Here is a 20409-nt window from a genome sequence, read left to right on the forward strand (position 1 = left end):
GCCGGGCGTGTTGGCTTCCTTCTTACACCCGCCGGCGTCGGACCGGCTGCCGGTGGGATCACGGATGTGGGAGTGGATATGGGCATTCGGCTATCCCGCAATCCTGACTGTGGTGTTGGCTCCCCAGATCGCCAGGGAAAGGAAGAAATCCAGCACGTTGACGGCGACGATGGAGGTGCGCACCGCGCGGCCGACGGCGACACCGACCCCGGCCGGACCGCCCTTGGCGTAGTAGCCGTAGTAGCAGTGCACCAGGATGATCACGACGGCGAAGACGATGACCTTGCCGAAGGACCACAGGACGTCGACCGGCGGCAGGTACTGCTGGAAGTAGTGGTCGTACGTGCCCGCAGACTGGCCGTAGAAGCCGGTGGTGATGGTGCGGGAGGCGAGGTACGACGACAGCAGCCCGACCACGTACAGCGGGATCACCGCGACGAACCCGGCGATCATCCGGGTGGTGACCAGGAACGGCAGGGACGGGACGGCCATCACCTCCAGCGCGTCCACCTCCTCGCTGATCCGCATCGCGCCCAACTGGGCGGTGAAACCGGCCCCCACGGTCGCCGCGAGCGCGATCCCGGAGACGATCGGGGCGATCTCCCGGGTGTTGAAGTAGGCCGAGATGAACGCCACGAAGTTGGTGATGCCGAGCTGGCTGAGGGCCGAGTAGCCCTGGAGCCCGACCTCGGTGCCGGTGAAGAAGGTCATGAAGGCGATGACACCGACGGTGCCGCCGATGACGGCCAGGGCACCGCGCCCGAAGCTCACCTCGGCCAGCAGCCGCAGGACCTCCCGCTTGTAGCGGCGCAAGGTGCGGCCGGTCCAAGCCAACGAGCGTCCGTAGAAGCAGAGTTGACCGCCCAGCTCTTCCAGGGAGCGCAGCGGGCGCGTCACGAGACGATCGACAAGCGCCATGGGTCAGCCCCTCTGCGGAACGACTTGGAAGTACACCGCAGTCATCACGAAGTTGGTGACGAACAGCAGCATGAAGGTGATGACCACCGACTGGTTCACCGCGTCCCCCACGCCCTTCGGCCCGCCGCCCGCAGTCAGCCCCTTGTAGGAGGCCACGATCGCGGCGATCAGCCCGAAGACCAGAGCCTTGATCTCCGCCGCCCACAGGTCGGGGAGCTGCGCGAGGGTGGTGAAGGAGGCCAGATACGCGCCCGGAGTGCCGTTCTGCAGCACGACGTTGAAGAAGTAGCCGCCGGCCACCCCCACTACCGACACCAGGCCGTTGAGCAGCACCGCCACCACCATCGACGCCAGCACCCGGGGCACGACCAGCCGGTGGATCGGATCGATGCCCAGGACTTCCATCGCGTCGATCTCCTCGCGGATCCGGCGCGCCCCCAGATCCGCGCAGATCGCCGAGCCGCCCGCCCCGGCGATCAGCAGCGCGGTCACGATCGGCGACGCCTCCCGCAGCACCGCCAGCACCGATGCGGCACCGGAGAAGGACTGGGCGCCCAACTGCCGTGTCAGGCTGCCGATCTGGAGCGCGATCACCGCCCCGAAGGGGATCGAGACCAGCGCCGTCGGCAGAATCGTGACGCTGGCGATGAACCACGCCTGCTGAATGAACTCCCTTACCTGGAAGGGCCGTCGGGCTAGCGTGCGCAGGACGTCCAGGGCCAGCGCGAACAGGCGCCCCGACTGCTTGAGCCCAGCGGTGGGCGACAGGCTCATACTTCAACCGCTTCCAGCGCGCTGAACTCCGCCTCGCGCTCGGCGATCTCCCGCCAGCGCGGCGAGCGGGAGATGCCGGGGCTGGGCAGCAGCCTCGGCGTCACCCCCGCCCCGGAGGCGCCCTTGCCGCCCTTCGGCCCGCGGTGCAGGCCGTTCTCCAACTCCGCGAGCTCTTGCTCGACCTGAGCGGCGTCCTTCTCCTCCGCCATGCCGATCGGTCCCTGCATCCGCCCGTGCAGGAACTGCCCCACGACCGGCTCGTCGCTGGTCAGCAACTGCTCCCGAGGACCGAACATCACCAGCTCGCGCCGGAACAACAGGCCGATGTTGTCCGGCACTTGACGGGCGGAGGCGATGTCGTGCGTGACGATCAGGAAGGTCGCGTCGATCTGCGCGTTCAAATCCACGATCAGCTGGTTCAGATACGCCACACGCACTGGGTCCAGACCAGAGTCCGGCTCGTCGAACAGCACGATCTCCGGGTCCAGGACGAGGGCCCGCGCGAGCCCGGCCCGCTTGCGCATACCGCCGGAGATCTCGCCGGGCAGCTTCTCCTCAGCCCCGAGAAGCCCGACCATGTCCATCTTCTCCAGCACGATGCGCCGGATCTCGCTCTCGGGCTTGCGGGTGTGCTCCCGCAGCGGGAAGGCGATGTTGTCGTACAGGTTCATGGAGCCGAACAACGCGCCGTCCTGGAACAGCACGCCGAACAACTTCCGTACCTCGTACAGGTCGTGCTCGCGCAGCCGGGTGATGTCGCGGCCCGCGATCCGTATGGACCCGTTGTCAGGCCTGAGCAGGCCGACCAGCGTCTTGAGGAACACCGACTTGCCCGTCCCCGACGGCCCGAGCATCACCGAGATCTCACCGCTGGGCAGCGTCAGCGAGACGTCCTGCCAAATGACCTGCGGGCCAAAGGACTTGGTCAGCCCTTCCACACAGATTTCGACACCCACAAAGGACACCCTTCAAAAGCAGAGAAAAGGAGAGAGATCCCAAATCGGCGATGGGATCTACTGGTACGGGTCGAGGAGCACGCGCTCGATGAACGTGCGAAGAGGGGGAAACAGCGGGGCCCGGCGGCTTGTGGCGCCGTGTGCAACAGCAAGCTGTGCGCGCCAACGTAGGCCCGGCCGATACGCTGGGGCGATGTGCCGGTGCCCCCTTCTCGTCACACCCGTTGTGCAGCGGCACCCACACCCTTAACCTGCCGGGCATGAACACCGCCGACCCGCGCATCGCGGCCCTCATCAGGTGCGTTGCCCAGAAACTCATCAGCCGGGTCGACGAGGGCGTCGCCGCGATCGACGCGGCGATCTTCGAAGTGGCACCAGTCCTGGCCGAGGACCCCACACTCGCCATGGAGAGCCGGGCCAGTGTCCGGGCAAACGTGCTGCGCTTCTTGACCGCAATGCAGCGCTCCCCCGGTGAGCCGGTCTCCCGGGACGCCCCGCTGGAGACCGTCGACCTGGCCCGGACCCTGGTGCGCCGCGGCATCGAGCTGGAGGTGCTCGTCCAGTCCTACCGTCGAGGCCAGAACGCGGCCTGGCGCTGGTGGACGGACGAGGCGATGGCAGCGGTCAAGGAGCGCGAGGACCTGGGCGAGTTGCTCCAGGCCTCCTCGGCCGTGATGTTCGCGTACGTGGACGGCGCGCTCCACTCCGCGATGGCCCGCATGGAACAGGAACGCCAGGACCTGCTCTCCGGCGACCTGGCCCGCCGTGGCGAAACGATCCGGCTCCTGCTCGACGGCGCCCCCGTCAACGCCGAACGAGCAGGCCGACAGCTCGAGTACGACCTCACCGCCCGGCACACCGCCGCCGTGCTGTGGTCCGAGCCGCCCGGCGGGGTCCCGGGCGCGCTCGAACAGGCCGCCGACCTGCTCGCCGGCGCCGCCCGCGTCCGCCGGCCCCTCACCCTGCCCGCGGGCACCTCCACGCTCTGGGCCTGGATCGCCACCCGCCGCGACCCCGACTGGGACGCGCTGCGCGATGCCATGCGTTACGCCGCGCCGAACGTCCGCACCGTGCTCGGCCCGCCGCGCGACGGTGTCACCGGATTCCGCCGCAGTCACGCCGCGGCGCTCACCGCCCAGCGCCTGCTCACCGGCAACCCGGACGGGGAGCGGCTCACCACGTACCACGAGGTCGAGGTCGTCGCCCTGGCCAGCCGGGACGAGGAACAGATGAGCGAGTTCATCGGCTCCACCCTCGGCCCGTTGTGCGGCCCCGGCCGGGCGCTGGCCGACCTGCGCACCACCCTGCGCGTCTACCTGGACGAGGGCGGACACGCCCCCCACGCGGCAGAGCGGCTGCACACCCACCGCAACACCGTGCTGCAACGGGTCGCCCGGGCCGAGACCCTGCTGGGCTACCGGGTCACCGAGCGCCGACTGGCCCTCGCCCTCGCCCTCGAACTCCTGCACCACTTGGGGAGCCGGATGCTGCCGTAGCGTTGCCCGCCCGTCGTCGGCACTCTCTCGGAGTCGGTCGAAGCGTGCGCAAGCCGGCTCCTCTGCTGCCGGCCGCTGCCCAGGACATCGCGGAGTTCATCCGGTGGACAACGCCGACGCTTCCCCCGCCCCGCACGGCAGCGCGGTTCTGCCCCGCGGGCGGCCGCGGGAGTGCGCCGTCAGCCGCCGAGCGGCATGTGGCGGGCCAGCTGGGTGCGGGAGCTGACTCCGAGTTTGGCGTAGATCTTCGTCAGGTGGGCCTCGACGGTGCGTCGGCTGACGTACAGCTGGTCGGCGATCTCGGGGTTGGAGGCGCCCTCGGCAGCGAGCCGGGCGACTCGAGCCTCCTGAGAGGTCAGCGTGTCCGCCGCTGAGGGTTCACGGCGCACGTGCTCGCCCGTCGCCTCGAGTTCGGCGCTCGCCCGTCGGGCGAACCCCTTGGCACCGATCGAGTCGAAGAGCTTGTGCGCGATCCGCAACCGCTCACGTGCCTCACGGCGTCGGCGCTGTCGCCGCAGCCACTCGCCGTAGAGCAGGTGTGCTCGGGCCAGGTGGACCACGGCACGCGTCTCGCGCAGATGACCGACCGCGGCGGCGTACGCCTCCTCGACCTCGCTGGCCTCGGCACCCGCCGCTTCGGCGAGCACGGCACGGGTCCTCGCATCGATACCGAGAGCGAAAGGGGTGCCGCTCGCCCGGGTCGACTCCGCCAGACGGAGTGCGGCGCTCTCGGCGAGGTCAGGCTGTGCCGCGCGTGCGGCCGCCTCCACGAGGTCGGGCAGGGCGGCGGTGGAGACGAAGGAGTGCGGGACGTCGAGGGCGAAGCGCAGATGTCCCAGAGCTTCCGGGTAGCGCCCGGCGGCGATGTGCAGCATGGCGAGGCCGTGCGCGGCAGCGTCCGCCAGGCCGCCGAGGCGGTGTTCGACGGCGTGGGCGACGACCGACTCCGCGACATCACGGGCCCTGTTCTCGTCGCCGCGGAGTGCCGCGACCATCACCTCGCCCGGCGGCACGGTGCCGATGATGCCCGGGTTGCCGGTGAGCTGGGCGATCTCCCGCACCGACGCGTACAGCACCTGAGCCTCGGCGAGATGTCCCGCGAGAAGTTCCGACTCGCCGCGGGCGCTGAGCGCGAGCGGCATCAGGACCAGACCGCCGAGGGTGCGGGTCAGACGCAGGTGCTGCTCGGACAGGACCTCCGACGCTCGGTCGTCCCACAGCTCCACCGCCGCGTACAGGGCCATCTCCAGTTCGGGTCCGGTCTGCTCCGGCGGGAGTTCCTCGATGGCCCGGCGCAGGAGGGGGGCCGCCGCCGCGGGGGAATCGGTGAACCGCGCGGCGAACCCGTCGAGGAGCAGTTCCCGCACGGTCGGCCGAGCCGACCTCGGGGAGGCGCTCGCCGCCCGTGCGGCGTCCGCGAGGGCCTGGGCAGGGGCGTAGCGGCCGGCGTGCACGTACGTCTGGAACACCAGCAGGTGCGCCCACTGCGCGCGGCCCGGCTGCCGGGGTTCGAGGGCACGGGCGGCCGCGCCCAGGAGGGGCGCCGCATCGCTTCCCCGTCCGCGCAGCAGGGCGAGCAGGCCGCGCAGCAGCGGGGCGCGGCCCTCCTGACGGGGGTCGGTGCAGAGCTCTTGCTCGGCCCGCTCCAGCAGCATGGCGCCGGAGTCCAGGGCGCCGGCGGCCATAGCGGCTTGGGCGGCGCTGAACAGGCGCTCGGCGCGGCGACACGGCTCGGTGCTCAGCTCGGCGGCGCGGCGCAGGAACGCCTCGGCGGTGGACAGCCCGCCTCGGCGCTGGGCAAGCACCGCCGCGTCGGCGAGTTCGCCCGCGATCTCCTCGTCGGGGCCGGGCTCGGCGGCGGCGCGGTGCCAGGCCCGGTGGTCGGGGGCCGCGGCCCCGTCGGTGGCGTCGGCGAGGGCGCGGTGCACGCGGCGCAGTTCCTGCGCGGGCGCGTCGGCGAGGAGGGCGGCGCGCAGCAGGGGATGCGGGAAGCCGAGCCGGCCGGTGAGGGTGATCAGGCCGCGTTCCTCGGCGGCGCCGAGAGCATCGGGGTCCGCTCCCAGGGCGGTGCCCGCTCTGCGGACCAGTGCCTCGTCACCGGTGGGATCGGCGGCGGCGGTCAGCAGGAGGAGCCGGGTGGCCTCGGGCAGGCCGTGCACCACGCCGGTCAGGGACCGTGCGAGCCGGTCCCCGAGGGGCAGTGCCTGCGGCAGCGGCCGGCGCCCGGCGAGCTGGTCGGCGGACAGTTCGGCGGTGATCTGCAGCAGGGCCAGGGGGTTACCGGCCGCCTCGGCGACGATCCTGCGGCGGGCGTACGCGTCGACCGGTCCGGGTGCGGCACCGTCGAGGAGCGCGCGGGCCGCGTCGGGGGCGAGCCCGTCCAGGCGCAGCTCGTCGAGTCCGTCGAAGGGTGCCGTGGGTGCGCCGGCCCGGGGCCCGCGTACGGCGAAAAACAGCGCGATCGCCTCGGGCCGGGCGCGGCGGGCGAGGAAGGCGAGGGTCTCGGCGGACTCCGGGTCCAGCCACTGCGCGTCGTCCACGACGCAGACGAGGGGGACAGTGGCGGCGGCGTTCGACAGCAGGGTGAGAAGGGCCAGGCCGACCAGGATGCGGCCCGTGGGAGCGGCTGGGCGCAGACCGAAGACGGATTCCAGGGCCTCGCGCTGGGGGTGCGGCAGGGTGGCGAGGTTCTTCGCGTCCAGGAAAGGCGCGGCGAGCTGCTGCACGCCGGCGTAGGCGAAGGCCGACTCGGACTCGACGCCCGCGGCCCGGCGGACCTGCAGGCCTTCGGCGGAGGAAGCCGCGTGGTCGAGCAGCGCCGTCTTGCCGATCCCGGCGGGGCCGCGTAGCACCAGGGCCCCTCCGCGTCCCGCGCGCACATCCTCCAGCACACGGTTGACGGCGGCCTGCTCGTCCAGTCGTCCGATCAGTTTCACACCGTTGACCGTACGACAACCTCGCAGCTCGGGGCGTCGTGCTCGGCCCCTGCAGCCGCCTCTCGGATGTGGGGCCAGCGGTGTGACTCGGGCCGCGTGGTGTGCCGTCGGTACGTACCCCACCTCCGCACGCCATCACTGCGGAGTTCCCCGATGCCGTGGCCTGCCCCCGCTTCATAGCTTGTGGATCAGCCCAGGCAAGGAGATGGCAGACATGACGGACAGCGCACGATCCCCGGATGCGGCGGGCGAGGAGGCCGACCGCGCCGGACGCGGGCCCGCCCGCCACTGGATCGACGGCAAGTGGGTCGCCTCCGACCGGACGGCGACCTCGTACAACCCGGCCGACGGCAGCGCGCTCGGCGACTTCTACGCGGGGGGCCGGGACGAGGCGCAGGCGGCGATCACCGCCGCGCGGGAGGCGTTCGAGGCGACGACGTGGTCGCGCGATCGGGCCCTGCGCTCCCGCGCCCTGCTCGAGCTCGCCGAACACTTCGAGGAGCACTCGGAAGAGCTGGCCCTCCTGCTGACCCGCGAGAACGGCAAGCTCCTGCGCGAGGCGACCATGGAGGTCTCCAGCGCGCCGAACACGCTGCGCCACAACTCGGGGCTGGCCCTCAGCGACGCCGGATCCGCCTCCGAGGTCAAGCCCGGCGTGTACTTCCAGACGCTGGCCGAGCCCATCGGCGTGGCCGGGATCATCGTGCCGTGGAACTCCCCGGTGGCCCTGCTGATCCGCTCGCTGGCCCCGGCGCTGGCCGCCGGCAACACGGCCGCGGTCAAGATGCCCGCGCAGACCGCGCTCACCGGCGCGTTCGTGCAGAGGATCGTCGAGGAGACGGCCTCGCTGCCGCGCGGTGTCGTCAACTTCTTCACCGACTCCGGCAACGGCGGCGCCCAACTGCTCGTCGAGTCCCCGGACGTCGACCTCATCAGCTACACCGGCGGTACGACGACCGGCCGGACGATCTCCGCGAACGGCGCCAGGACCCTGAAGCGGCTGAACCTGGAGCTGGGCGGCAAGACTCCGATGGTCGTCTTCGACGACGCCGACCTGGACGCGGCGGTGCCCCTCCTGGTGGCGGCCGTCACCACGTTCGGCGGCCAGTTCTGCATGACCGGCTCCCGCGTCCTGGTGCAGAGCGGGATCGCCGACGAGCTGCGCGAGCGGCTGCGCAGGCAGCTCGCCGATGTCGCGGTCGGCCCCGGTGAGGACCCGGCCAGCCAGATGGGCCCGCTCATCGACCGTGCCGCCGTCGCGCGGGTCGACGCGATGGTGGCGGAGGCGGGCACGTACGCGAAGACCCTCGTGCGCGGCGGCCCCGTCACCGAAGGGCCGCTCGCCGAGGGCGCCTTCTACCGCCCCTCCATGCTGGAGGTCGAGGACACCGGCACGGACATCGTGCAGAGGGAGGTGTTCGGCCCGGTCGTGACCTTCGAGGTCTTCGACGACGAGACCGAGGCCGTGAGGAAGGCGAACGCCACCGAATTCGGGCTCGCCGCCGCCGTGTTCACCCGGGACGTGGACCGGGCCCGCCGGATCTCCCGCGAGATCAAGGCCGGAACCGTCTGGACCAACACTTGGGCCGTCGTCAACGACCGCTTCGAGGAAGGCGGTTACAAGCAGAGCGGCACCGGACGGCTGCGCGGCGGGCGCGGTCTCGCGGAGTTCCAGGAGACCAAGACGTACGTCCACATCGCCCCGCCCCTTGCGAACTGACGCCAACACCCCCCATCGCACCGGAAGGAACAACCCGTCATGCGCGTCAAGGCAGCGGTAGTCGAGGAGAAGGGCGGCCCCTTCACCTTGCAGGAGCTGGAGATCGACGAGCCGCGTCCGGACGAGATTCTCGTACGCATCGAGGCGAGTGGCATCTGCCAGACCGACATGCACATCCAGCACCAGGCCTTCCCGGTCGGGCTGCCCTATGTCCTCGGCCACGAGGGCGCGGGCGTCGTCGAACGGGTCGGTGAGTCCGTGACCTCCGTCGCACCCGGCGACCATGTGGTGCTGTCCTTCCAGGCCTGCGGCCACTGCCGTCAGTGCCTGTCCGCGCAACCGTCGTACTGCGAGCGGGCGTTCGCGGCGAACTTCGGCGGAGCGCGGCTCGACGGCACCCGCGGTCTGCACCGGGCGGAGGGCGATTCGGGTGAACCGGTCCTGGCCCACTTCTTCGGCCAGTCGTCCTTCGCCACCTACGCCCTGGTCACCGAGCAGAACACGGTCAAGGTGCCCAAGGACATCCCCCTGGAGATCCTCGCCCCGCTCGGCTGCGGCCTGCAGACCGGCTCCGGGACCGTGCTCAACACACTCGGACTGCAACGCGGCCAGTCCATCGCCGTCATCGGCACCGGCACCGTCGGCCTCGCCGCCGTCATGGCCGCCAGGGCCACGGGAGCGAGCACGATCATCGGCGCGGACATCAACAATGAACGCCTGGCGACCGCACTGGAGTTGGGCGCCACCCACACCGTCAACAGCGCCGAACAGGATCTGACCGAGGAGATCCGCCGCCTCACCGACGGGCGGGGCGTCGACGCCGTCGTCGACCTGACCGCCCAGCCCGTCGTCGTCGCCTCGGCGCTCGGCGCACTGGCCCGGCGCGGCACCCTCGTCCTGGTCGGCTCACCCAGGCCTGGCGCCACGGCGGAACTGGAACTGCTGAAGCTCGCCGGCGGCAACGCGGTACGAGGCGCGGTCCAGGGCGACGCGGTCCCGCAGCTCTTCATTCCCCAGCTGATCGAGATGTACCGGTCCGGACAGTTCCCCTTCGACCGTCTTCTCAGCTTCTACGACTTCGACGACATCAACCAGGCCGTCGACGACACCCGGCGGGGAACCGCCGTCAAGCCGGTGCTGCGCATCGGCAGCGCGGCGAAAAACCGGTGACCACAGACCAGTTGGTCCCGTCCCCCGCCGACACTTCCCGAAGAGAAAGTACTGCCTTGTCGAACAACAACGACACCAGCAACATCAAGGGCTCCTTCCGCAACGACCGCCCGCAGGAGAAGATCCACGTCGAGGGACTCGGCGACGTCTACGACCTGGGCGCCTGGGGCTTCCCCTACCAGAAGCCCGAGGACAACATCATCGCGCCCAAGAGTTCCCTGGGCGCCCGCCTCAACCCGGAGCTGAAGGCAAAGGGTTACCTCGTCCAGGAGCTCAACGACGGCTTCTACTGGGTGACCAACGGCGGTTACGACTGCGCCTTCGTCGTGAGCAGCGAGGGCGTCATCGCCATCGACGCCCCGCCGAACCTCGGCGCCAACCTCCTCAAGGCCATCAAGGAGGTCACGGACAAGCCCGTGACCCACGTGATCTACAGTCACTGGCACTCCGACCACATCGGCGCCGCGGACATGTTCGGGCCGGACGTCGAGATCATCGCCCACGCGATCACCAAGGAGCTCCTGGAGCGCTTCCCCGACCCGCAGCGCCCCGTCCCGACGCGCACCTTCGTCGACGAGCTGACCCTGAACATCGGCGGGGTCCTCCTGGAACTGGCCTACAAGGGCGCCAACCACACGCCGGGCAACATCTTCATCAACGCACCCCGGCACCGGGTCCTCACGAAGATCGACATCCTCAGCCCCGGACAGTCGCCCTTCTTCCACGCCGACGCCTCGGAGAACATCAGCGGCTGGCTGGAGGCCCACGACCAGATCCTCGAGTACGACTTCGACTACCTGATCACCGGTCACCTCACCCGCTACGGCACCCGTGAGGACGTCGAGGCCGCCCGGGAGTACTTCAACGACATGCTCGACCTCGCCTGGGAGGTCGTGAAGGTCACCAAGCCCCTCTCGATCTACATGCAGTCGGGCGGCTGGGACTACTCCTGGGTCGGCGCCGAGAACTGGCTGAACGCCATGGCCAACTACGTGACCGGCAAGGTACTCAACAAGGTCAGCTCCAACGGCGAGACCTGGGCCGACCGCCTCGCCGGTGCCACCTCGATGACGAAGTACCACGCGCACACGATCGTCGAGTCCGTCCGCCTGGAGCGCACCCACCACGGATACGTGGGCAAGGACCCCGAGGCGCCGTTCGACTTCGTCTACTGACGGTTCCCCGACAGTCCGGTGGGCGGCGCGGGTCCCGAGTTTCGCCTCGGGACCCGCGTCGCCCCGTCACACTCCGGTCCCCGCACCGCGAAGAGAGCAGTGCTCGGGTGCCCAGAAGAGAAAGCAGTCCTCGGGTGACCACCAGATGCACCACCCCCGAACCCGCCGCCCCGGCCACCGATGCCGCCGCACCCCGCCCCGGCCCCGAACCACCCATGAACCAACGGCAGGTGACGAAGGCGCTTGCGGGGCTACTGCCCGGCATGTTCGTCGCGGTTCTGGCCGCCAACATCGTCGCGGCCGCCCTGCCCACTATCATGCGCGCGCTCCATGCGGGCCAGACCGTTTACACCTGGACGGTCGTCGCCACCCTGCTCGCGGCCACCGTCGCCACCCCGGTCTGGGGCAAGCTGGCCGATCTGACCAGCAAGAGGACCCTGGTGCAGATCGCGCTGCTGGTCTTCTCCCTCGGCACCCTGGGCTCCGGATTCGCCCAGAACCCGGAGATGCTGCTCGTCTCCCGCGTGATCCAGGGCATCGGCAGCGGCGGCATGATGGCGCTGGCCCAGATCATCATGGCGGCGATGATTCCGCCGCGGGAACGCGGGCGCTATTCCGGCTACCTGGGAGCCGTCCTCGCCCTCGCCACCGTCGCGGGCCCGCTCGTCGGCGGCCTCATCGTGGACACCTCCTGGCTCGGCTGGCGCTGGGTGTTCTTCGTGAGCGTCCCCATCGCGCTCGCCTCCCTCGTCGTCCTGCGCCGTACCCTCCACCTGCCGGCGAGCAGTCACGAGGTCCGCGTCGACTGGGCCGGCGTCACCCTCATCACCGCGGCGGTCTCGCTGCTGCTGATCTGGGTCTCCTTCGCGGGTGACGCCTACGACTGGCTGTCCTGGCAGACCGCCGTCATGGCGGGCGGTGCGGTCGTGCTCGCCGTGCTGTTCGTGGCGGTGGAGGCCCGGGCGGCCGAACCCATCATTCCGCTGCGGCTGTTCCGCGACCGCATCGTGAGCCTCTCCGCGGCGGCCAGCCTGCTGATCGGCATGGCGATGTTCGGTGTGCCGACCTTCCTGAGCCAGTACTTCCAGATGGCACGCGGGCAAAGCCCCACCGCGGCGGGCCTGTCGACCCTTCCGATGATCGTCGGCCTGCTGATCGGCTCGACCGGCTCCGGTCGGCTGATCACTCGTACCGGCCACTGGAAGGTCTTCCTCGTCGCGGGCAGCGCGTCCCTGGCCGTCGGCCTCGCGCTGCTCGGCACGGACCGGTACGACACCGCGTACTGGCAGCTCGCCGTCGGGATGCTGCTGGTGGGTGCGGGCGTCGGCATGACCCAGCAGAACCTCGTCCTCGCCGTGCAGAACCGGGTGACCTCCGGCGACCTGGGCGCCGCCAGCTCGTCCGTGTCGTTCTTCCGCTCTCTGGGCGGCGCGCTCGGCCTGGGCGTCCTCGGCGCCGTCCTCTCTCACCGGATCGCCGCTTACGCCACCGAAGGCGCCGGACGCCAGGCCGCGTACGGGCACGGTCTCGCTGACCTGTTCCTGTACATGGCCCCGGCTGTGGTCCTCTCCCTTCTCGCGGTCCTGGCCATCAGAGAGGTGCCGCTGCGCATGGCGGGAGGGCCGGCGGAGGATTCCAGGCCGTCCCACGGTCGGCACGCCCGGCGAGGCAACTCCGCGACGCCGTGACCCAGCGCCGTACCGCCACCCCGCAACAGACGTCGGCTGACCGGCCGTTCGCACCACCATCCCCACAACCTGGAGGAACAACCATGCCCGACTACGGACACGACCTGCGGTTCGGCTCCTTCATCACTCCGCACGCCGGGCGGCCGGAGACCGTAGTGGAGTTGGCGGAGCTGAGCGAGCGGGCGGGACTCGACCTGGCCACCTTCCAGGACCACCCCTATCAGCCGGGCTTCCTGGACACCTGGACGTTGATCAGCTACGTCGCGGCTCGCACGGAGCGCATCCATCTCTCCGGCAACGTGCTCAACCTGCCGCTGCGCCGGCCCGCCGTGCTCGCCCGCTCCCTCGCGAGCCTGGACCTTCTCACCGGCGGCCGTATCGAACTCGGGCTCGGCGCGGGCGCGTTCTTCGAGGCGATCCAGGCGATGGGCGGCCGGAACCTGGCCCCTGGCGAACGTGTCCAGGCGCTGAGCGAGGCCATCGACGTCATGCGCGGCATCTGGGACAGCGACAACCGCACCCCCCTGCGTGTGCACGGCGACTTCCACCCGGTCGACGGTGCCAAGCGCGGCCCGGCCCCGGCCCACGACATACCGGTCTGGCTCGGTGCCTACAAGCCGAGGATGCTGCGCCTGACCGGTACCAAGGCCGACGGCTGGCTGCCCAGTCTGGGGTACGCCACCCTCGAGGACCTGACCAAGGGCAACAGGATCATCGACGAGGCCGCGCGGGAGGCCGGACGCGACCCGCGGGAGATCCGCCGCCTGCTGAACTTCATGACCACCCGCGATCTGCGCGGCACTCCCGAGCAGTGGGCCGACCAACTGCTCCCGCTCGTCCTCGAGGACGGCTTCAGCCTCTTCATCCTCGGCGGCGACGACCCGAACGCTCTGCTGGGCTTCGCCCAGGAGACCGCCCCCGCCCTGCGCGAGGCCGTCGCCAAGGAGCGCCGGGCGGCCGGCACCACCACCGGGCCCGTCCGCCCCGAGGCCGCCCTCGCCCTGCGGGAACCCCGCATCGCCTACGACGACGTGCCCGCGTCGCTGGCCATGGACGCCGTCGAGCCCGGCGACCGCGGCTACGACCGCATCCGCTCCTCCTACGTGTGGTCCGGCACCCCGGGCCTGGTCCTGCGCCCCGCCACCGCCGGGCAGGTCTCCGAGGCGCTGCTGTTCGCCGAGCGACAGGACGTGCCCCTCGCCATACGCAGCGGCGGGCACGGCATCAGCGGCCACTCCACCAACGACGGCGGCATCCTCATCGACCTCGGCCGCCTCGACGGCGTCGAGATCATCGACCGTGCCAGGCGCCTGGTCCGGGTCGGCGCGGGCGCGCTCTGGGGTGACGTGGCCGCGGCGCTGGCCCCGCACGGCCTGGCGATCAGCTCAGGCGACTACGGCGACGTGGGCGTCGGCGGCCTGGCCACCACCGGTGGCGTCGGCTTCCTGTCCCGCTCGTACGGGCTGACCATCGACCACGTCACAGGCGCCGAGGTCGTGCTCGCCGACGGCAGGATCGTGCGCGCCGACGCCGAGCACGAGAGCGACCTGTTCTGGGCGCTGCGCGGCGCGGGCGCCAACATGGGCGTCGTCACCTCCTTCGACATCGAGGCCGCCGAGATCGGCGACGTCGTCTGGGTGGTGATCGTCCACGATGCCCCCGACACCCGGGAGTTCCTCAGGAACTGGGGCCGCCTCCAAGAGGAGAGCCCACGCGAGCTGACCGCGTTCCTCTCCGTCCACTCGAGCCCCGGCAACGGGCCGCTCTTCAGCCAGTCCCTGATCATGTGGGCGAACGACGACACCGAAGCCGCCGCCAAGGCGATCCGGCCGTTCCTGAACCTGACCCCCGTCGTACAGCAGCAGGCCCAACTGGTCCCGTACGCCGCCGTACTGGCCCCTCATCACAACGCGCACCACGGGCAGGCCCTGCACCACAGCCGCTCAGCCCTGGTCGCGCACCTGGACGACACGACGGTCGACATGGTGGCGGACCTGTTCACCAGGGGCCACATCCGGACCATGCAGATACGCTCCGTCGGCGGTGCCGTCGCCGACATCGATCCCGCCGCGACCGCATTCGCCCACCGGGACCGGAACTTCGCGATCTCGGTCGTGGAAGGCTCCCCGCGACGTGCCGAGGTCGCCGCCGCATGGGAGGGGCTGGGCTCGGACGCGCTCTACCTCAGCTTCGAATCCCACCCCGACGCCCACGCCCTGGAGCACGCCTTCCCGCCGGCCACCCTGGCCCGGCTGCGCCGCGTCAAGGCGCAGTACGACCCGCGCAACATCTTCCGGCACAACTTCCCGATCGAGCCGGCCCCGCAGGCATGACCACGGGGCCGCTCTCCAGCGGCACCCTGGCGTCAACTACCGTACCGTCAGGCGTCGGTGAAGCTCTCGCCCCTCTCCGCCTTCTCCAGCAGCAGCGCCGGCGGCGCGAAGCGGTCACCGTACGCTGCCTGGAGTTCGCGGGCGCGGGCCACGAAGCCGGGCAGGCCGCCCTCGTAACCGTTGACGTACTGCAGGACGCCGCCGGTCCAGCCGGGGAAGCCGATGCCGAGCATCGAGCCGACGTTGGCGTCGGCGATCGAGGTGAGCACGCCCTCCTCCAGGCAGCGCACCGCGTCGAGGGCCTCGGAGAAGAGCAGCCGCTCCTTGATGTCCTCGAACGACACCTCGACGTCAGGCTTCGCGAAGTGCTCCCGCAGCCCCGGCCACAGCCCGGTCCGCTTGCCGTCCACGTAGTCGTAGAAGCCCGCTCCCCCACTGCGGCCCGTGCGGCCGAACTCGTCGATCATCCGGACGATGACCGCATGGGCCGGCGTCGCCTCCCACGTACCGCCCGCGGTCTCGGCGGCGCGTCGGTTCTCCTCGTTGACCTTGCGCGTGAGGGTGAGGGTCAACTCGTCCATCAGGGACAGCACCTTGGCCGGGTAGCCGGCCTGGGCCGCGGCCTGTTCGATAGACGCAGGGGCGATGCCCTCCCCCACCATCGTGACGCCCTCGTTGAGGAACTGGCCGAAGACGCGGGAGGTGAAGAAGCCGCGGGAGTCGTTGACGACGATCGGGGTCTTCTTGATCTGCCGGACCAGGTCGAAGGCGCGGGCCAGCGTCTCGTCGGCGGTCTTCTCGCCCTTGACGATCTCGACGAGCGGCATCCTGTCGACGGGCGAGAAGAAGTGCAGGCCGATGAAGTCCTGGGGACGCTCGACGCCCTCGGCGAGCAGGGTGATCGGAAGTGTGGAGGTGTTGGAGCACAGCAGCGCGTCGGGCGCGATGACGTCCTCGATCTCCTGGAACACCTTCTGCTTGAGGGAGGGGTCCTCGAACACCGCCTCGATCACGGCATCACAGCCCGCGAGGGCCTGAGGGTCGGCGGCCGGGGTGATGCGGGCCAGGAGTTCGTCCCGCTCGGCCTCGGTCGTACGACCGCGCGCGAGTTCCTTCGCGAGCAGGCCCTCGGAGTACGCCTTTCCCTTCCGCGCGGCCTCGATCGACACGTCCTTCAGTACGACCTCGATGCCGGCGCGGGCGCAGGAGTGGGCGATGCCCGCGCCCATCATCCCGGCGCCGAGGACGGCGACCTTGCGGACCCGGCGGGGCTCGATGCCCTTGGGGCGGCTCGCGCCGGAGTTGACGGTCCGAAGGTCGAAGAAGGAGCCCTGGATCATGTTCTTGGCGATCTGTCCGGTGACCAGTTCCACGGAGTAACGGGCCTCGATGACCTGCGCGGTCTCGAAGTCGACCTGGGAGCCCTCGACGGCCGCGGCGAGGATGTTGCGCGGGGCCGGGTAGGGAGCGCCGCCCAACTGCTTCTTCAGTCCGGCCGGAAGGGCCGGCAGTGTGGTGGCCAACGTGGGGTTCGACGGGGTCCCGCCGGGAATCTCGCACCCCTTGACGTCCCAGGGCTGCCGCGACTCGGGGTGGGCGTCGATGAAGGCGCGCGCCTTGGTGAGCAACTCCTCGAAGGTGGCGGCCACTTCATGCACGAGGCCGTTCGCCAGGGCCGCTCGGGGCGTGTACCGAGTGCCCTGGAGCAGGACCTTCAGGAGCGCGTCGGTCACGCCCAACAGCCGTACCGTACGCGTGACTCCACCACCCGCGGGGAGCAGGCCGAGCGTGACCTCGGGCAGGCCTATGCGCGAGCCGGCGTCGTCGAGGGCGACGCGGTGATGGCAGGCGAGGGCCAGCTCGTAACCGCCGCCGAGCGCCGCGCCGTTGATCGCGGCGACGACCGGCTTGCCCAGGGTCTCGATGCGGCGCAGGTTCCGCTTGATGCCCTGGCCGACCTCGAAGGCCTCCTGAGCCTGCTCCGGGCCGAACGCGATCAGGTCGCGCAGGTCGCCGCCGGCGAAGAAGGTCTTCTTGGCCGAGATGACGATGACGCCCCGGATCGATTCCCTCTCGGCCTCCAGGCGGTCCGCGACCGCTTCGAGGGAGGCCTTGAAGGCCTCGTTCATGGTGTTCGCGGACTGGTTGGGGTCGTCGAGGACAAGAGTGACGACACCGGTGTCGTCCTGTTCCCAGCGGATGGTGGTGCTCTCGGTCATGACGCGGTCTCCAGTAGAAGTATCTGGTACGGCTGATGCCGTTGGCTGTGCCGATCCCGCCGGGAATCAGATGCGCTCGACGATCGTCGCGATGCCCATGCCGCCGCCCACGCACAGCGTGACCAGGCCGTAGCGCTTGTCCTGGCGCTCCAGTTCGTCCACGAGCGTGCCGAGGATCATCGCGCCCGTGGCGCCGAGCGGGTGGCCGAGCGCGATGGCGCCGCCGTTGACGTTGACCTTGTCCAGGGACAGGCCCATGTCCTTCACGAACCGCAGCACGACCGCCGCGAACGCCTCGTTGATCTCGACCAGATCGATGTCGTCGATCGCCAACCCGGCCTTGGCCAGCGCCTTGCGGGTGGCGGGCGCGGGCCCGGTGAGCATGATCGTGGGCTCGGAACCGGAGACCGCCGCGGACACGATCCGCGCGCGGGGGGTAAGTCCGTAGCGCTCGCCGACCTCCTTGGAGCCGATCGCGACGAGCGAGGCACCGTCCACGATGCCGGAGGAGTTGCCCGCGTGGTGCACGTGGTCGATCTTCTCCACCCAGTGGTACTTCTGCAGCGCCACGGCATCGAACCCGCCCAGCTCGCCGATGCCGGCGAACGACGGCTTCAGCCGGGCGAGCGAATCGGCGGTCGTGCCCGGCCGCATGTGCTCGTCGCGGTCCAGGACGACAAGGCCGCTGCGGTCCTTCACCGAGACCACGGAGCGGTCGAAGCGGCCCTCCTTCCAGGCCGTGGCCGCGCGCTCCTGCGAGAGCGCCGCGTACTCGTCGGCATCCCGGCGCGAGAAGCCCTCGATCGTGGCGATCAGGTCGGCGCCGATGCCCTGCGGCACGAAGCCGGTGACGAAGTTGGTCATCGGATCCGCGGCCCAGGCGCCGCCGTCGGAGCCCATCGGGACCCGGGACATGGACTCGACGCCGCCGGCGAGGACGAGGTCCTCCCAGCCCGAACGGACCTTGGCGGCGGCCAGGTTGACGGCCTCGAGGCCGGACGCGCAGAAGCGGTGCTCCTGCACTCCGGCGACGGTGTCCGGCAGGCCCGCTGCCAGCGCCGCGATGCGGGCGATGTCGGAGCCCTGCTCGCCGACCGGGCCGACGACGCCCAGCACCACGTCGTCGATGGCCGCCGGGTCCAGGTCCGGGAAGCGGCCGCGGAGCTCGTGGATGAGGCCGACGACCAGGTCGATGGACTTGGTGCCGTGCAGGGCGCCGTTCGCCTTGCCGCGGCCGCGCGGGGTGCGGATCGCGTCGTACACATACGCTTCGGTACTCAATGGACAAGCCTTTCGGGGGCGGGATCGTCGTTCCGGGTGCCTCAGCCCACCGCGCCGATGGAGCGGTCGTCGGCGTAGAGGGCCTCGATGCGGTCGGCGTAGCGCCGTGCGATGGGGGCGCGGCGCACCTTCAGGGTGGGGGTGAGCACATCGCTGCCCGGCGTCCAGTACTCGGGGAGGACGGCGAACTTCTTGACCTGCTCCACCCGTGAGAGCTTGGCGTTAGCCTGTGCCACGCCCTCCTCCAGCGCCGCGCGCAGACGGGGGTCGGCGGCCAGTACGGCGGGGTCCGCCGGCAGCCCGTGCTGCTTGGCGAAGTCCTCGGCCACCGGCGGGCTCAGGGCGATCAGCGCCACCACGTACTTGCGGCCGTCCCCGATGACGACGGCGTGTTCCGCCAGCGGGCAGCAGGCCAGCACTGTGTCCTCGATGACCGTGGGCGACATGTTCTTGCCGCGGTCGTTGATGATGAGTTCCTTCTTGCGGCCGACGATGCGGACGTAGCCGTCGTCGTCGACCTCGGCGAGGTCGCCCGTGTGCAGCCAGCCGTCGGCGTCCAGGGCCTCGGCGGTGAGCTCCGGCTTGTTGTGGTAGCCGCGCATCACCGAGCCGCCGCGGATCAGCAGTTCGCCGTCCTCGGCCAGGGTGACCTCAAGGCCGGGCAGTGGCTTGCCCGCGGTGCCCCGGCGGTGTGCCCCCGACGGCTGCATGACACCGGGCGCGCCGATCTCCGACATGCCCCAGACATCGCCGAGCGGTACTCCCAGTCGGTGGAAGAAGTCCAGGATCTCGTCGGAGATGGGCGCGGCTCCGGCGAAGGCGAACCGGACCGCGTCCAGGCCCGCGGCCGCGCTCAGCCGCCGCGAGTCCGGTTCCTGTGGAGCGTATGAGGTCAGCGCTTCCATGATCTTGCGCCAGAAGCCGGGAGGGGCGCCGAGCACGGTGGGCCGTACCTCGGGGAGTACGGAGGGCAGTTGCCGGGCATCCGCCAGGCAGGTCACCTGTGTGCCGTGCACGGAGGGCAGGTAGTGCGAGGCGAACCGGTCCGCGACGTGCGCCGCGGGCAGGAAGGAGACGATGCGGTCGTCGACCCCGGCCTCGATCACCTGGTTGGCCGCCTCGACGGTGAACAGCATCCTGCCGTGAGTGAGTTCGACGCCCTTGGGCTCTCCGGTCGTGCCCGACGTGTAGATGAGCGTGAGCAGGTCGTCGGGGTGGACGGCTTGCCAGGCCGCGTCGAAGTCGAAGTCCGGGTCGGCGACGACCTCGTCGAGCGGGAGCGTGCCGTCGGGCTTTCCGTCCACGCACAGCACCCGCTCCACCTGGGTGTCCGCGCAGGCCTCGGTCAGCAGCGCAGCGAACTGCTCCTCGCACACGGCGATACGGCAGCCCGCGTCGCGCAGCACATGGGCGATCTGCTGGGGCGCGGCGGTGTTGTAGACGGAGAAGGGGGCGGCTCCGAGGTGGTGGGCCGCGGTGTCGAGGAAGTGGAACTCGGGGCGGTTGGTCATCATCAGCGCGAGGGTGTCACCACGGCGGACGCCGAGTGCGGCCAGCGCCGCGGCGGTGTCACGGACGCGGTCGGCGTACTCGGCCCAGGTCACGGTGACGGCGTTCCCCGGGGTGCGCAGGGCGACAGCCTCGGGGTGGCGGGCGGCTGTGGCCTGGAAGGCCGCGCACAGAGTGGTGGGGGTGGTGCTGTCGCTATCGGTCATCACATTCCATCCGGGGGTGCGGGGCGAA

At 70.7% G+C, this 20409-nt stretch carries 13 protein-coding genes; 6 read left to right on the plus strand and 7 right to left on the minus strand.

From position 1 onward, the window contains the following. Window positions 1-90: 90 nt before the first annotated feature. From ABZ910_RS26350 to ABZ910_RS26360, 3 genes are read right to left on the minus strand one after another with little or no spacing between them, the layout of a single operon-like run. On the minus strand, window positions 91-918 hold the full coding sequence (locus tag ABZ910_RS26350) for an ABC transporter permease (protein ID WP_361369438.1): 828 nt from the start codon (window positions 916-918) through the stop codon (window positions 91-93). 3 nt (window positions 919-921) lie between these two features. After that, window positions 922-1692, minus strand: coding sequence for an ABC transporter permease (locus tag ABZ910_RS26355; RefSeq protein ID WP_361369440.1), 771 nt, complete (start codon window positions 1690-1692; stop codon window positions 922-924). After that, entirely contained in the window at window positions 1689-2648 is a 960-nt protein-coding gene (locus ABZ910_RS26360; RefSeq protein ID WP_361369441.1) for an ABC transporter ATP-binding protein, read from the minus strand. The genes ABZ910_RS26355 and ABZ910_RS26360 overlap by 4 nt, the downstream gene beginning before the upstream one ends. 260 nt (window positions 2649-2908) lie before the next feature. On the opposite strand from ABZ910_RS26360, the gene ABZ910_RS26365 reads away from it, so the two are divergent. Continuing rightward, window positions 2909-4144, plus strand: a complete 1236-nt coding sequence (locus ABZ910_RS26365) for a helix-turn-helix domain-containing protein (protein ID WP_361369443.1) — start codon at window positions 2909-2911, stop codon at window positions 4142-4144. A gap of 179 nt (window positions 4145-4323) precedes the next feature. Here the strand turns inward: ABZ910_RS26365 and ABZ910_RS26370 are convergent, their stop codons facing one another. After that, window positions 4324-7080 carry a LuxR family transcriptional regulator gene (locus ABZ910_RS26370; protein WP_361369445.1) on the minus strand — a complete coding sequence of 919 codons (2757 nt, stop codon included), beginning with the start codon at window positions 7078-7080 and terminating at the stop codon, window positions 4324-4326. Between the two features lie 214 nt (window positions 7081-7294). Between ABZ910_RS26370 and ABZ910_RS26375 the strand changes: the two genes are divergently transcribed. From ABZ910_RS26375 to ABZ910_RS26395, 5 genes are all read left to right on the plus strand, one after another. Then, window positions 7295-8800 carry an aldehyde dehydrogenase family protein gene (locus ABZ910_RS26375; protein WP_361369446.1) on the plus strand — a complete coding sequence of 502 codons (1506 nt, stop codon included), beginning with the start codon at window positions 7295-7297 and terminating at the stop codon, window positions 8798-8800. 39 nt (window positions 8801-8839) lie between these two features. Beyond that, a complete protein-coding gene (locus ABZ910_RS26380; RefSeq protein ID WP_361369448.1) occupies window positions 8840-9970 on the plus strand; it encodes an NAD(P)-dependent alcohol dehydrogenase in 1131 nt (376 codons plus the stop codon). Between the two features lie 56 nt (window positions 9971-10026). Then, on the plus strand, window positions 10027-11145 hold the full coding sequence (locus ABZ910_RS26385) for an MBL fold metallo-hydrolase (RefSeq protein ID WP_361369449.1): 1119 nt from the start codon (window positions 10027-10029) through the stop codon (window positions 11143-11145). 215 nt (window positions 11146-11360) lie between these two features. Then, complete coding sequence (locus ABZ910_RS26390; protein WP_361369575.1) at window positions 11361-12833, plus strand: MFS transporter; 1473 nt, start codon at window positions 11361-11363, stop codon at window positions 12831-12833. An 83-nt stretch (window positions 12834-12916) separates the two neighbouring features. After that, the gene (locus tag ABZ910_RS26395) at window positions 12917-15166 is read left to right on the plus strand and encodes an LLM class flavin-dependent oxidoreductase (protein WP_361369451.1); all 2250 of its coding nucleotides are present in this window, start codon (window positions 12917-12919) and stop codon (window positions 15164-15166) included. 47 nt (window positions 15167-15213) lie between these two features. Here ABZ910_RS26395 and ABZ910_RS26400 read toward each other — a convergent pair whose 3' ends face one another. The 3 genes from ABZ910_RS26400 to ABZ910_RS26410 all read right to left on the minus strand — a co-directional run bounded on the left by ABZ910_RS26400 (window position 15214) and on the right by ABZ910_RS26410 (window position 20381). Further along, entirely contained in the window at window positions 15214-17385 is a 2172-nt protein-coding gene (locus tag ABZ910_RS26400; protein ID WP_361369453.1) for a 3-hydroxyacyl-CoA dehydrogenase NAD-binding domain-containing protein, read from the minus strand. Between the two features lie 66 nt (window positions 17386-17451). Next, a complete protein-coding gene (locus ABZ910_RS26405) occupies window positions 17452-18666 on the minus strand; it encodes an acetyl-CoA C-acetyltransferase (protein WP_361369455.1) in 1215 nt (404 codons plus the stop codon). A gap of 41 nt (window positions 18667-18707) precedes the next feature. After that, window positions 18708-20381: an AMP-dependent synthetase/ligase gene (locus tag ABZ910_RS26410; protein ID WP_361369457.1), complete on the minus strand. Its 1674-nt coding sequence runs from the start codon at window positions 20379-20381 to the stop codon at window positions 18708-18710. Window positions 20382-20409: the final 28 nt, after the last annotated feature.

The organism is Streptomyces sp. NPDC046805 (assembly GCF_040645355.1).
In the GTDB taxonomy this organism is placed as follows: domain Bacteria; phylum Actinomycetota; class Actinomycetes; order Streptomycetales; family Streptomycetaceae; genus Streptomyces.

Excerpts from the sequence above, each read along its gene's own strand:
- ABZ910_RS26350 (WP_361369438.1), bottom strand. The coding sequence starts at position 918 with ATGGCGCTTGTCGATCGTCTCGTGACGCGCCCGCTGCGCTCCCTGGAA.
- ABZ910_RS26355 (WP_361369440.1), bottom strand. The coding sequence starts at position 1,692 with ATGAGCCTGTCGCCCACCGCTGGGCTCAAGCAGTCGGGGCGCCTGTTC.
- ABZ910_RS26365 (WP_361369443.1), top strand. The coding sequence starts at position 2,909 with ATGAACACCGCCGACCCGCGCATCGCGGCCCTCATCAGGTGCGTTGCC.
- ABZ910_RS26375 (WP_361369446.1), top strand. The coding sequence starts at position 7,295 with ATGACGGACAGCGCACGATCCCCGGATGCGGCGGGCGAGGAGGCCGAC.
- ABZ910_RS26380 (WP_361369448.1), top strand. The coding sequence starts at position 8,840 with ATGCGCGTCAAGGCAGCGGTAGTCGAGGAGAAGGGCGGCCCCTTCACC.
- ABZ910_RS26390 (WP_361369575.1), top strand. The coding sequence starts at position 11,361 with ATGAACCAACGGCAGGTGACGAAGGCGCTTGCGGGGCTACTGCCCGGC.
- ABZ910_RS26395 (WP_361369451.1), top strand. The coding sequence starts at position 12,917 with ATGCCCGACTACGGACACGACCTGCGGTTCGGCTCCTTCATCACTCCG.
- ABZ910_RS26400 (WP_361369453.1), bottom strand. The coding sequence starts at position 17,385 with ATGACCGAGAGCACCACCATCCGCTGGGAACAGGACGACACCGGTGTC.
- ABZ910_RS26410 (WP_361369457.1), bottom strand. The coding sequence starts at position 20,381 with ATGACCGATAGCGACAGCACCACCCCCACCACTCTGTGCGCGGCCTTC.